Genomic DNA, 13,381 nt, shown 5'->3' with positions numbered 1-13,381 from the left:
AGTAAATTACCATCTGTTTTTCATAACTTAGCCACTCTTATTATTAAAATAATTAACACGATTTATGGCAGCAGATAAAGAAAAAGAAGCGAAACTAAAAGCGCTTCAACTTACTTTAGATAAGTTAGATAAAACTTACGGTAAAGGTACAGTAATGAAGTTAGGTGATAGTCAAGTAGAAGATGTTGATGCAATTTCATCAGGATCTTTAGGATTAGATTTAGCTTTAGGTGTAGGAGGATATCCTCGTGGTAGAGTTATTGAAATTTACGGACCAGAATCTTCAGGTAAAACAACCTTAACTATTCATGCAATTGCTGAAGCTCAGAAAGCAGGAGGTATTGCTGCATTTATTGATGCAGAACACGCTTTCGATCGTTTTTATGCAGAAAGTTTAGGAGTAGATACAGATAATTTAATTATTTCTCAACCAGATCATGGTGAGCAAGCATTAGAAATTGCAGATAACTTAATTCGTTCAGGTGCTGTTGATATTGTAGTAGTCGATTCGGTTGCTGCATTAACACCAAAATCTGAGATTGAAGGTGAAATGGGGGATTCTAAAATGGGATTACATGCTCGTTTAATGTCTCAAGCATTACGTAAATTAACAGGTACAATTTCTAAAACAAAATGTACTGTTATTTTTATCAACCAGTTACGTGAAAAAATTGGAGTTATGTTTGGTAACCCAGAAACAACAACCGGTGGTAACGCCTTAAAATTTTATGCTTCTGTTCGTTTAGATATTCGTCGTAGAACACAAATTAAAGATGGCGATAGAGTTATTGGTAACAGTACCAAAGTAAAAGTTGTTAAAAATAAAGTAGCACCACCTTTTCAAATTGCTGAATTTGATATTATGTATGGTAAAGGAATTTCTAAAGTTGGAGAAGTTTTAGATATTGGTGTAGAATACGGAATTATAAAGAAAAGTGGTTCATGGTTTAGCTATGGAGACACTAAGTTAGGTCAGGGTAGAGATGCGGTTAAAAACTTAATTAAAGATAACCCTGAATTGATGGAAGAACTTGAAGGAAAAATAAAAGATGCTATTGAAAATCAAGAATAAGTTCTAAATTAAAAGTTCTAACTATTACCAAAAAAGCTGTTGAGAAATCAACAGCTTTTTTATCTTTTATTGTAAAAATTATTATTTAGATAATAACTTAACAATCCATAAGATTAAGTATAAACCAATTCCGAAACCAGCTAATAAAACTGATAGTACGAAACCAATTCTAATAAACTTTGCTTCAACATTTATTTTTGAACTTAACCAATCTGATACTCCTAAAATCATAATTTTTGTTTTTGTTAGATTACAAAAGTAACCATTAAACCCCTGTACTACCAAACCCACCAGCACCACGTTCAGTTTCGTTTAAAACTTCTACTTCTTGCCAGTTTACACGTTCGTGTTTTGCAATAACTAATTGAGCAATGCGTTCGCCGTCATTAACTATAAAATTTTCATTTGATAGATTCACTAAAATTACACCGATTTCTCCACGGTAGTCTGCATCCACAGTTCCAGGAGAATTTAATACAGTAATTCCTTTTTTTGCTGCGAGTCCGCTTCGCGGACGTACTTGTGCTTCAAATCCGACAGGTAATGCTATAAATAAACCCGTTTTTATAATAGCACGTTCTAAAGGTTTTAAAGTAATTGCAGCGTCAATATTTGCACGTAAATCCATTCCTGCAGAACCTTCTGTTTCGTAAGCAGGTGTTTGATGTTTTGATTTGTTAATGATTTGTACGTTCATAAAATTATCGTTTCAAAAGTTGTTGAATCATTGTTTTTTCGTTGTAATAAATCCACCCTAAAAATAAGAAAATGAATCCTACAGAAATTATATAGTTTTCTCTAAAATAAAGAAAAGATATTCCAGATAAAAGAGTAGTTAATACAATATAACTACTTACTTTTTTTAGTTCGTACGGAACAGGATAATGTTTTTTACCAATTGAATAAGATATCAACATCATTACTCCGTAAGCTATTAATGTTGCTAAAGCTGATGCTATAAATCCAATTTTAGGAATCATGATTAAATTAAAAGCAATGGTAATAATCGCTCCGAATATCGAGAAATACATCCCGAATTTAGTTTTATCTGTTAATTTATACCAGATAGATAAGTTATTATAAATTCCTAAAAATAAATTAGCTAATAAGATAATTGGTACAATTTCTAAAGCTTCAAAATACTCATCACTTTTCAATAAAAAAGAAGCAAAAACATCGATAAATCCAACGATTATTAGCATAAATAATGCTCCAAATAAAGTAAACCAAGTTAGTATTGTACTATAAGTTTGTTTTGCATTTTTTTTATCTGCTTGATTAAAGAAAAATGGTTCAGCCCCTAAACGAAAAGCCATGATATAGAGTGTCATAAAAACCCCTAATTTATAACAAGCAGCATACACACCCATTTGTTGTTCGCCAACCATATCACCTAATAATAGCTTATCTAAATTTTCATTAGTTACAAAAGCTAAACTACCTATCATTATAGGTAAACTATATCGTAACATCTTCTTTAATAATTGAAAATCAAAAGTGATTTTAAACTTAAAGAGCGTTGGTAATATTAAGATAAAAGTTACAGCACTAGCAACTAATCCAGCAACGAAAATATGGATTACTTGAGGTTGATTTTCTACATAAGTAACTAAACTATTTGGTAAAGAAATTCCCTTTCTATTTGCGTACGGAACAAACCATAAAAAGAAAACATTTAGTGCGGCAAAAATGATGATGTTTATAATTTTATAAACCATGAATCTAATAGGTTTGTTAGTAACTCTTAAATACGCAAAAGGAATTACAACTAACGTATCTAATGTAAGCGTAAGAATTAGTATTTGAAAAAATAACGGATTTTTAAAGCCAAAAAATAAAGCTATTTGTTCACTATAAAATAAAGTGATTATTATAAAAACTAATGTTGTTATTAATAAACTAATAAAAGAGGTAGATACTATTTTTCCTTTGTCTTTTTCTTTAGAAAAAAAGCGAAAAAAAGCAGTTTCCATTCCGTAGGTTAATAATGCATTAAAGTAAGCTGCATACACGTAGTACATTGTATTTACAGCAAATTTATCAGCACTTAAAGTATCAGTATGTAAACGAACCAATAAAATGTTAATTGCTCTAGGTAAAACAGCAGCTATTCCGTAAATAACAGTGTCTTTTAAAAAACGTTTTAATGCGCTCAAAAAGAATGGGTTTAATTGACGCAAATATAATAATTAAGGGTTGCTTTAGGCATTCGTTCTTAGATTTCTTAAATTCGTACTAGAAAACTAAACAAAATGAGTAAACAAGCTAAAATTGCAGTATTAGGTGGAGGAAGTTGGGCTACAGCTATTGTTAAAATGTTATCTGAAAACCTTGAAACTATAGGTTGGTATATGCGTAGTGTGTATGCTTTAGAACATATAAAACGTAATAAACACAACCCTAACTATTTAAGTTCTGCAGAACTACATCCAGAGCAGTTAGATTTATCTAATGATATGAATTATATCGTAGAAAATTACGATATTTTAATTTTTGCCATTCCATCAGCATTTTTAAAAACTGAGCTAGAAAAATTGAATGTATCTCTTAAAGATAAAGTGATTTTTTCTGCAATAAAAGGAATCGTTCCAGAAACAGGATTAATCGTAGGCGAACATTTTCATGATATTCATAATGTTCCATTTGAAAATATTGGAGTAATCACAGGTCCATGTCATGCAGAAGAGGTAGCAATGGAACGTTTATCATATTTAACGTTGGCTTGTCAAGATGAGAAAAAAGCTGAAAACTTAAGTAAATATATTGCTGGTAGATATATTAAAACTAAAATATCTGATGATATTATTGGTACAGAATATGCTGCTATGTTAAAAAATATTTATGCTATAGCTGCAGGAATTGCTCATGGTTTAGGATATGGAGATAATTTCCAATCCGTATTAATGTCTAATGCGATTCGTGAGATGAAACGTTTTATTAAAAAGGTACATAAAATGAAACGTAACATTAATAACTCTGCTTATTTAGGTGATTTATTAGTTACAGGATATTCTGTTTTTAGTAGAAATAGAATGTTCGGAAACATGATTGGAAAAGGGTATACCGTAAAATCTGCTATGTTTGAAATGAGTATGGTAGCCGAAGGTTATTATGCTACAAAAAGTGCTTACGAAATCAATCAAAAAAACGGTGCAAAAACTCCTATTATCGACGCTGTGTATAACGTGTTATACGATAAAAAAGAAGCGAAAGATGAGTTTTTTAAGTTAACAAATAGATTAGATTAGTTGTCTGCATTTGTACAAATAATCCTTCTTAATAAAAAGAAGTCTCTCATCAATCGCTTCTAAAATTGAGTTGTGTTGGTTTTGCATTTAATAACCAATGCCAACAAATTTAATTTAAAATTCTGATTGACAAACTTTTTTGTATGATATCTTCTGAATAATTTATTAAGTTTAATATTTATCATTAAGTTTATTTTTACTACTTTTCGTTTAAAATCAAACAACTATGAAAACCATTCAAGAAGCTGTTGAAATTACGATTCGTAAAACACCATTTATTGAAGAAGCATTAAACGAAAAATTGATCAATGTATCATCACTTGCAAGAGTAATATTACCAGATGTTTCTAAACTTTTAAAAAAGGAAGTAAAGGTAGGCGCAGTAATGATGGCGATTAACAGATTGTCTCCAGCAAATGAATTAAGAGTACGAAGAAACATAAAAAAATTAGCTCTTGATTTAGGAGATGTAATTGTTCGTTCAGATTTATGTGATTATACTTTTAAAAATACACCATCTTTATTAAAAGAAATCGCTAAAATTTTAAGCAAATCAGCCGATAGTAATGACTACTTTTTAACGGTATCACAAGGAATTTTTGAAACAAATATTGTTACTAGTAAAAATTTACAACCTTTTGTTGAAGAAATTTTTCAGAAAGAAACCGTAATTAACAATGTTAATGATTTAGCATCAATAACTATAAAGTTACCAAAAGATAATTTAGAACAATCAGGAGTATATTACTTTATTTTAAAACAATTTGCTTGGGCTAATATTGCTGTACAAGAAGTAATATCTACTACACATGAAATGACGATTGTAGTAAAAGAAGAAGATGTAAATGAAACTTTTGCCATTTTAATGGATTTAAAATTAAACTAATTAATGGAAAAAAAAGACCCATACGCATCCTTGCGAATTAAGGAGTTTAATATTTTTCTATTAGTTAGGTTTTTATTAGTTTTTGGTTGGTCTATGCAGTTTATTGTAATTGAATGGCAAGTGTATTCAATTACAAAAGATCCCTTATCATTAGGTATTATTGGTTTAATGGAAATTATTCCAGCTTTTACTATGGCACTATTTGCCGGTCATATAGTAGACCAAAAAGAGAAACGGAATTTATTAGCTATTTGTATAGCAGCATTCTCATTAATTAGTTTAGGACTATTTTTATTAACAACAGAAAGTGTACTTTCAAATTGGTCAACAAATACAATTTTATATGCAATTTATGCATTAGTTTTTTTTGGAGGGTTTTTGCGCTCGTTTTTTGGACCAACAATATTTTCGTTAGTAGCTTTAATAGTTCCTAAAAACATTTATCAAAATGCAGCAACATGGAGTACAAGTACATGGAAAACTGCATCTGTATCTGGAGCTCTTTCAGGAGGTTTTTTAATAAGCTGGATTGGAGTTGATATGACTCTTTGTTTAGTTTTTGTTTTAGTTATGTTTTCTTTAGCGTTCACTTTTTTAATAAATAAAAAACCAATTTTAAATAAAAAAATTGGAGAACCAATGAAACAAAGTTTAAAAGCAGGTCTTGAATTTGTTTTTAAAAACAAGGTTATTTTAGGTGTTTTAACTTTAGATATGATTGCTGTTTTATTTGGAGGTACAGTTGCAATTTTATCAATTTTTGCACAAGATGTTTTAAAAGTAGGCTCCGAAGGTTTTGGAATTTTGAATGCATCAATTTCTATGGGAAGTATAATTACAATGTTTATAACAACATATATTCCTATTAATACAAAAACAGGAATAAAGATGTTGATTTCTGTTTTTGTATTCGGATTGAGTATAATAGGTTTTGGACTTTCTTCAATCTTTTGGGTTAGCATTTTAGCTTTATTTATTAGTGGTGCAGCAGATGGAATTTCTATGGTTATTCGTCAAACAATTTTACAAATAAAAACACCCGACGATATGCGTGGTAGAGTAGCTTCGGTAAATTCTATGTTTGTAGGTTCTTCTAACGAATTAGGTGCTTTTGAGAGTGGTTTAGCAGCTAAATTAATAGGACCAGTTGCTGCTGTAGTTTTTGGTGGAACCATGACTTTGCTAACAGTAATAACTACAGGAATAATAAACCCTACATTAAGAAAGTTAGATTTGACTAAAGATTTAGAAGCACATGAAAAATTAGAGTAATAAAAAAAGCTGCTTAATGATCATTAAGCAGCTTTTTTATTTATATAAATTATACTTTAAGACATATCCATATAACTAATCTTAGTTATTACGTTTGTACCTTGATCAAATTCAATATTTACAAAGCTATCACAGTCTTCACAATCTGTAAATAAAATACTTTTATCACCATTTCTAGCAACCATAAAAACTACATCACCAAGTTTGCTAATATTATCTCCTACAGTAACAGTTGTACCTTTTATTGTAATCGAAGCTTGATTGTTGTTAATTTCAAAAGACTCAATATATGGTTTACCTCTCATAACAAAATCAACAGATAAACCATTGAATTTAAAATAATGGTAAATCTCATTCTCATCTTTAGTAAAAGAAGTAGCAGGACCTAATAGTTTTTCAACTGAAGCTTTTTTCCCTTTAGCTTTCTTAAGATCAGTTATAATAACATTGTTTATTTTAATATTTTGATAATCAGAACCTGATAAAATATTACTTGTTTGGCTTTTAGCTACAAAACTGGTTATTACAAATAAAAATACAAATAGTTTTAATCTCATTTTACATCAATTATTAATTGTACTTGAACCTCTTGGGGTAATTTTTTAAGCGAGGCCAAAGATATAATTCTTTTGCTATCAAACAATTAAAAAATGTATAGTGATTAGTTAAAATTTAGAGTTAAGCTAATTTTAGCTTCTAATTCTTGCTGATGAGTTTCAATTTCAGACTCAGACCAATTAAAATAAGAAGAAAACTCTTTTAAAATAGCTGTTTTATAGGTGTCTACACTTGGTTTGTCAAAGAATAAACGACCAGTTCTACGCATAAAAAAGTCGGTTGGAGTACATGTCATTTCATGTTGAACAGTAAACCAAACTTCAGCCTTTAATAAGCGTAGTTGATTATCCTCATCTTTAAGTTCATCAAATTTATCTAAAACAATATCGGTTTGCTTACCATAATTATGAACTAAATAAGCAGCATCAGTTTTTGTAAACCCGTAGTTTTTTAAATTTTTATAAACTTGTTTAATATAAATTTTTACCGATTTATAATTTTGAAACGGACCACCAGCTAAAATGATATCTTCTGTTTGAATAGGGTCAAATTCTAGCTCAAAACGGCGCTTCATTTTCTTAGCAACTAAGTCTACAATACGTTCTGCCATTTTACGATATCCAGTTAATTTACCACCAGCAATAGAAATTAGTTTAGTGTCAGAAACAAAAATTTCATCTTTACGAGAAAGCTCTGAAGCAGATTTTCCTTCTTCATGAATTAAAGGTCGTAAACCTGCCCATGACGATTGAATATCGCCTATAGTTAAATTAATATCAGGAAACATGTTATTTACAGCTTCTACCAAATAAGCAGCATCTACAATACTTGTTTCAACTTTGTTTTTATCTTGTTGAAAATTGGTATCTGTAGTACCGAAATAAGTAACTTTTCCACGAGGAATGGCAAACATCATACGTCCATCAGGAACATCAAAATACACCGATTGTTTTACAGGTAGTTTTTCATGAGGTACCACTAAGTGAACACCTTTTGTTAAATGTAATCGCTTGCCAATTTTAGAGTTGTTTATTTGACGTAATTCATCAACCCAAGGTCCAGCAGCATTAACAACATACTTTGCTTTAATATCATAACTTTCGTTGGTAAACGCATCAGTTACTTTAGCACCTACTACACGTTTATTTTCATAAATAAAAGCATCTGCTTTTGTATAATTAAGTATTTGAGCTTCGTATTGACTAGCAGTTTTTAAAATTTCAATAGTTAAACGAGCATCATCTGTACGATATTCAGCATAGTAACCAGCTCCTTTTAAAATATTTTCTGGTAGTAAAGGTTCTTTTTGTAATGCTTCCTCTTTATCTAACATTTTACGTTTATCATCTCCTTCTACCGAGGCTAAAACATCATATACTTTTAAACCAATTGAAGTTAACCAAGATCCGTATGTTCCGCCTTCGATTAAAGGTAAAATCATTTTTTCTGGAATAACTAAATGCGGCGCTATTTTATGAACAATTGCACGTTCGGTACCTACTTCTTTTACCAACCAAAAATCGAATTGTTTTAAGTAACGTAAACCACCGTGAATTAATTTTGTTGATTTACTTGAAGTACCTGAAGCAAAATCATTTTTTTCAACTAAAGCTACTTTCATTCCTCTAGAAGCAGCATCTAAAGCAATACCTGCACCTGTAATTCCTCCTCCAATAATTAAAATATCAAAATCGGTTGTTTGTAGTTCTTTTTGAATGTTTTTTCGGTTGAAAAAAGAAAAATTGTTCATAGGTAGCTTTTTATCAAACAAAAATAAGAATAAAAATGAGGTGATACTGCATAAAAAAAGAGCTGAAATAAATCAGCTCTTTGTAGTTGCCCCCGCAACGAATAAATCAACTACTGATTTATTTTTTTCCAATTTTTGTTAGCTTGTTTTTTTAAATTTTCAGCTCCTTCATTTTGCCAAAGTTCTAAAGTATTTGTGCCCCATGAATTGTAGAATAAGTACAACTTTCCATCTCTAATTTCAAAAGTTTTAGGGTTTATACTTACTTTTTCTCCTGTTTTACCAATTGCATAGGCACAGTATCCGCCATATTCAGGAATGTATTTTTTAGGGTTCTTATTAAAAGTATTTTTATTATCTTGAGTTGAGAAACGAAAAGTTACACCATCATATTTAGTTGAAAACTCTTTACTTCCTTTAGTTGCCTTATTGTTAAAATACGCCACTACATCGTATCCATTAGCAACGGCCCCTTTTTTTATATTATACTGTTGAGCAAAAGATGTTGTTGAAATAAGGAATAATAAAATCCATAAATTCTTCATGTACTATTTATGTTTTAGTTTTTCCCAGTTTTTATCTCCTTTCATTTGTCTTTTCTTAACATCACCTTCTTGCCAATCACCAAGTTTACTACCAATCCAAGAACTATAAAAAAGATATAATTTTCCATCACGAATTTCATACACTTCAGGGTCTATGTACATTTTCTTTTTCTTTTCTGCTACTGCATAAGCACAATAACCACCGTATTGAGGAATGTATTTTGTTGGATCTTCTTTAAAAAGATTTAAGTTTTTTTCTGAAGAGAATTTGAATTTAGTACCGTCGTAATTAGTTTGGAACTTTTTTGTTCCTTCTAAAGGCTTACCATTTACAAAGTAAGAAACGACATCATAGCCCTCGGCAACATATCCTTTTTTAGTATTATAATCTGTTTTTTGAGCTACTAAAACAGTTGAAACTGTTAATAATAGAAGGGTAAAAAGTTGTTTCATCGTTTTTGAATTTTAGTTGTAGTCGATGAAAATAAACAATCATTACATTATTTATTTTTTAATAATTGCCATGGCTTTTGAATTTCACCTTTTCTAATAGGAAGAATTTCACCGAATTGTAAAAAAACAAACTCACTTTGATGAGGTCTTAAAAAGACAAAATCATCTATTTCTAAACTAGTTTTATTTGAAATATTTAAGAGGGATTGATTGGTAGAATTACCAAATAATTTATTCTCTTTTATATTTTTAGGGTAGTAATAATCTGCTTTCCAAAAACCGCCATAAATAAAAATTGATTGTTGCTTAAAAAGGAATTTAAATTTTTCGAGCCCAGGAATAGTAGTGTTTTTAAACTTTTTTAAAACAGGTGTTGCAATAAAAGCAGAAGGTTTGTATTCTTTTAAAGGAGGAATATCGAATGTTGTAGGTTTTACAAAACAAGATCCTATTGATACATCATTAACAGGAGATTTTGTTGTTTTGTGTAAGTTTAAAGTTGGACTTCCTGCTCCGTTAAAAGTTAAGTTTTCTTTCCATAAAGAAGGAAAATCATTTTTTACTAAATCTTTACAATTTTTATAAAATTGATTAGCAAGTTTAAAGGCTTTTTTTTCTGATCTAATTATTTTTGGAAGCTTTACAACATGTGGATCATATCCCATAAACCCTGAAAACTCAACAAACTCTTTATTTTTTTGAATAAGTTGTAGCCCTTTTTCTAAATCTTTTAAAGAAGAAAATCCACCACGATGTAAACCAACATTAATCTCAATATTTAAACGAATTTTTTGATGTAGTTTTTTTGCCAAATCAATATATTCTTCAATACGTTTTTGAGTATCTACCAACCATTGAATTTGTGTGAATGGATTAAAACCGTTGTTTTGTTGAGGTAGATTATTATAAAAATATTCAGCAGTTTTTATAGGCATGGGTTTACCTAACAAAATATCTTTTTGATTATTTAATCGAGAAGCTAAATCTGTTAAAAAAGGTTGATGAAAAACCATCAACTTACTAGTATTTGTTTTTTGTAAAATATAATCGATTAATTCTACTGAAGGCAATGATTTTACAACAATTCTAAGATTTGTATTTGTACTTAAATTTAGTTGTGTTTTTTCAATATTCTCATCTAAAATATCTAAATCTATCAACAAACAAGGAATTGCTCTTTGATGGTTTTTAAGCTGTTGATTTAGATTATTAAAATACGTATCCATTTAAATCCCGAATAAGTTTTGAATATACGGATTTACAAATATATTTTGTGGGTCGTGTTCTTTTCTAAAGGTCATAAAATCTTGAAATTTTGGGTAAGAGTTTATAACATCTTGTGTTGTAAAAGTGTTCATCTTTCCCCAATGAGGACGACCATCATAAGCTTTAAAGATTTCTTCTAAAGCAGCAAAATATGCTTTACTTTCTTTTTTATTGTAAACATGACAAGCAATATAGGCTGAATCTCTGTTATAAGCAGGACTCATATACACATCGTCTCCTTTTACCCAACGGTTTTCGATAGGAAAATGAATATTAAACTTTTTTGAATTCACTATTTTTTTAATGTCTTTAAAAACATCTTGATAAGTTTCAGCAGGAACATTGTATTCCATTTCATGAAACTTTACTAAACGCTGTGTAGCATATACTTTATGACTGTGATATACTTTTTTAACGTTACTAATACTTGCTGCTGTAATATTTGCTACTGTTTTGTTTTGAGAAGGAAACATTCGAGCGTATTCGCAAAATAATTTAAACACATAATTTTCTAAAACATACTCGGTCCAATAATTAAAAAAATTCACCTTATCAGGTTCAGAATCTTCTACAATATTCGATGTTTTTGTCCAAGCTGTATTTGTATAAGGAATCCAGTAATACTCAAAATTTCTATTTTCATTATTTCGTTGATCAAGTGTTGCTAGAACATCGCTTAATTTTTCTTTTTTGTTTTGAAGTTTTAATTTATAAGCTGGTACGCATTGCAAGGTTATTTCAGTAATAATACCCAAACACCCTAATGAAACTTGTGCGGCTTTAAATAACTCAATATTTTTGGTGGTTGAGCACTCAATAACTTCTCCTTTCCCATTAATAAATTTTAAAGCAATAACTTGATTACTTATTGACTTTAAATCAACCCCAGTTCCATGTGTTCCTGTACTTATTGCACCTGCTAAAGATTGAACGTTTATATCGCCCATATTTTCCATAGCGAGTCCTTCTTTAAATAGTAATTCTCCTAGAAGTGATAATTTCGTTCCAGCTTTAACGGTGGCTTGATTTTTTTCTTTATTTATTACAATTGTTCCTTGATAATTATCTAAGTTTATTAAAATATGATTCGTACTACAAAGTGATGTAAATGAATGACCAGATCCAATTACACGGATTTTTTTATTTGAGTTAATAGCTTTTAAAACAAGTTGTTGAATTTCTTTTTCTGAAGTTGGATACGCTATTTCTGATGGGTTCCATTCTACGTTCTCAGCCCAATTTTTCATATTACTTTAACTAAGTATGAGTTAATAGTTAGGTAAGATAGTAAAAAACAAAAAGAATTATAAAACCATTAAGTTACACCCACGAATATCAGAATTATCGAAGCGACCAATAATTTCGAAACTATTATCAGTAAATACTTTTCCTAAATCTTGAGTAGCAATAAATGAACAAGAGTTATAATTGGCAAGATCAATGACATTTATACCACCAGATTTTCCAGAAGATTGAACAGTTAAAGCATCTTCAGTATCACGAGTAAGAACTTGCATCCAAGGCGGACAGTTAAAAACACCATTTCCATTAGAATATCCTTGGCTTAACAATTCTGTCATACCATATTCAGAATGAATTTCGGTAACACCAAATCCTTGTGATAATATTGCGTGAAGTTCATTACGGATGAGTTCTTTTCTTCTACCTTTCATACCACCAGTTTCCATAATAATGGTGTTTCTTAGGTTGAATTGATAGGTTTCAATCAAATCTAACAAAGCAAAAGAAACTCCGATTAATAATACTTTTTGCCCTTTTTTATCTAACTCTATTAATTTTTTAGCAAGTTCAGCTAAATTGTTTAGATAAAATCCACTTTCAGGTTGTTTAGATTTTTTTATCAAATCATCAACCATGTAAACTAAGGAAGAACCTTTACGTTCTAGGTAATTAGGCAATAAAGCAAGTACAACATAGTCTTCAATATCTCCGTAAAAATGTTTGAACCCGTTTAAATAACTAGTTTCATACCAAGATAAATCAGTGACTAAATGTTTACTAGTTAAGCTTCCTGTAGTTCCAGAACTCGTAAATGTTTCTTGAATTTCATCCGTTGATGAAAGAACGTTTTTAGTTTTAAAAAACTGAATAGGTAAAAAAGGAATTTGTTCAACCTTTTGAACATCAGAAGGGTGGATATATAATAAATCACAAAAAGAGCGATATACTTTATTATTGTTAAACTGATGTTTAAAAACTGCTAAAGCAGTCGTTGTAAAATCTTCTTGAGATTGTATGTTAAAAACCTGTTCTTTCATAAACTTTTACAAAAATAGTATTATAAACGATTCAATTCTTGTTTAATTTTAA

At 29.7% G+C, this 13,381-nt stretch carries 14 protein-coding genes; 4 read left to right on the top strand and 10 right to left on the bottom strand.

Going from position 1 to position 13,381, the window contains the following annotated elements; genetic code table 11:
* Nucleotides 1-64: 64 nt before the first annotated feature.
* On the top strand, nucleotides 65-1,072 hold the full coding sequence (gene recA / locus H3Z83_RS09390; RefSeq protein WP_182125231.1) for a recombinase RecA: 1,008 nt from the start codon (nucleotides 65-67) through the stop codon (nucleotides 1,070-1,072).
* A gap of 81 nt (nucleotides 1,073-1,153) precedes the next feature.
* Here the strand turns inward: recA and H3Z83_RS09385 are convergent, their stop codons facing one another.
* The 3 genes from H3Z83_RS09385 to H3Z83_RS09375 are packed head-to-tail and all read right to left on the bottom strand — an operon-like array spanning nucleotide 1,154 to nucleotide 3,228.
* On the bottom strand, nucleotides 1,154-1,303 hold the full coding sequence (locus H3Z83_RS09385; protein WP_182125230.1) for a PspC domain-containing protein: 150 nt from the start codon (nucleotides 1,301-1,303) through the stop codon (nucleotides 1,154-1,156).
* 34 nt (nucleotides 1,304-1,337) lie between these two features.
* Nucleotides 1,338-1,769: a dUTP diphosphatase gene (gene dut / locus H3Z83_RS09380; RefSeq protein WP_182125229.1), complete on the bottom strand. Its 432-nt coding sequence runs from the start codon at nucleotides 1,767-1,769 to the stop codon at nucleotides 1,338-1,340.
* A 4-nt stretch (nucleotides 1,770-1,773) separates the two neighbouring features.
* Nucleotides 1,774-3,228, bottom strand: a complete 1,455-nt coding sequence (locus H3Z83_RS09375) for a lipopolysaccharide biosynthesis protein (RefSeq protein WP_182125228.1) — start codon at nucleotides 3,226-3,228, stop codon at nucleotides 1,774-1,776.
* 96 nt (nucleotides 3,229-3,324) lie between these two features.
* On the opposite strand from H3Z83_RS09375, the gene H3Z83_RS09370 reads away from it, so the two are divergent.
* The 3 genes from H3Z83_RS09370 to H3Z83_RS09360 all read left to right on the top strand — a co-directional run bounded on the left by H3Z83_RS09370 (nucleotide 3,325) and on the right by H3Z83_RS09360 (nucleotide 6,478).
* Nucleotides 3,325-4,320, top strand: a complete 996-nt coding sequence (locus H3Z83_RS09370; protein ID WP_182125227.1) for an NAD(P)H-dependent glycerol-3-phosphate dehydrogenase — start codon at nucleotides 3,325-3,327, stop codon at nucleotides 4,318-4,320.
* Between the two features lie 226 nt (nucleotides 4,321-4,546).
* Nucleotides 4,547-5,206 (top strand): hypothetical protein, encoded by a 660-nt coding sequence (locus H3Z83_RS09365; protein WP_182125226.1) that lies wholly within the window; start codon nucleotides 4,547-4,549, stop codon nucleotides 5,204-5,206.
* 3 nt (nucleotides 5,207-5,209) lie between these two features.
* Nucleotides 5,210-6,478 carry an MFS transporter gene (locus H3Z83_RS09360; RefSeq protein WP_182125225.1) on the top strand — a complete coding sequence of 423 codons (1,269 nt, stop codon included), beginning with the start codon at nucleotides 5,210-5,212 and terminating at the stop codon, nucleotides 6,476-6,478.
* A 56-nt stretch (nucleotides 6,479-6,534) separates the two neighbouring features.
* Here H3Z83_RS09360 and H3Z83_RS09355 read toward each other — a convergent pair whose 3' ends face one another.
* From H3Z83_RS09355 to H3Z83_RS09325, 7 genes are all read right to left on the bottom strand, one after another.
* The gene (locus tag H3Z83_RS09355) at nucleotides 6,535-7,035 is read right to left on the bottom strand and encodes a hypothetical protein (RefSeq protein WP_182125224.1); all 501 of its coding nucleotides are present in this window, start codon (nucleotides 7,033-7,035) and stop codon (nucleotides 6,535-6,537) included.
* Nucleotides 7,036-7,139: 104 nt separating this feature from the next.
* Nucleotides 7,140-8,786 carry a glycerol-3-phosphate dehydrogenase/oxidase gene (locus H3Z83_RS09350; protein ID WP_182125223.1) on the bottom strand — a complete coding sequence of 549 codons (1,647 nt, stop codon included), beginning with the start codon at nucleotides 8,784-8,786 and terminating at the stop codon, nucleotides 7,140-7,142.
* 110 nt (nucleotides 8,787-8,896) lie between these two features.
* The gene (locus tag H3Z83_RS09345) at nucleotides 8,897-9,331 is read right to left on the bottom strand and encodes a YHS domain-containing (seleno)protein (protein WP_182125222.1); all 435 of its coding nucleotides are present in this window, start codon (nucleotides 9,329-9,331) and stop codon (nucleotides 8,897-8,899) included.
* Nucleotides 9,332-9,334: 3 nt separating this feature from the next.
* A complete protein-coding gene (locus H3Z83_RS09340) occupies nucleotides 9,335-9,784 on the bottom strand; it encodes a YHS domain-containing (seleno)protein (RefSeq protein ID WP_182125221.1) in 450 nt (149 codons plus the stop codon).
* Between the two features lie 47 nt (nucleotides 9,785-9,831).
* Complete coding sequence (locus H3Z83_RS09335; protein ID WP_182125220.1) at nucleotides 9,832-11,010, bottom strand: alanine racemase; 1,179 nt, start codon at nucleotides 11,008-11,010, stop codon at nucleotides 9,832-9,834.
* Nucleotides 11,011-12,297: a D-arabinono-1,4-lactone oxidase gene (locus tag H3Z83_RS09330; RefSeq protein ID WP_182125219.1), complete on the bottom strand. Its 1,287-nt coding sequence runs from the start codon at nucleotides 12,295-12,297 to the stop codon at nucleotides 11,011-11,013.
* Between the two features lie 57 nt (nucleotides 12,298-12,354).
* Entirely contained in the window at nucleotides 12,355-13,329 is a 975-nt protein-coding gene (locus H3Z83_RS09325) for a LuxE/PaaK family acyltransferase (protein ID WP_182125218.1), read from the bottom strand.
* Between the last annotated feature and the right edge of the window lie 52 nt (nucleotides 13,330-13,381).

The organism is Tenacibaculum pelagium, from assembly GCF_014062345.1.
GTDB classification, from domain to species: domain Bacteria; phylum Bacteroidota; class Bacteroidia; order Flavobacteriales; family Flavobacteriaceae; genus Polaribacter; species Polaribacter pelagius.
This window is presented reverse-complemented; position numbering and strand designations above follow the sequence as displayed.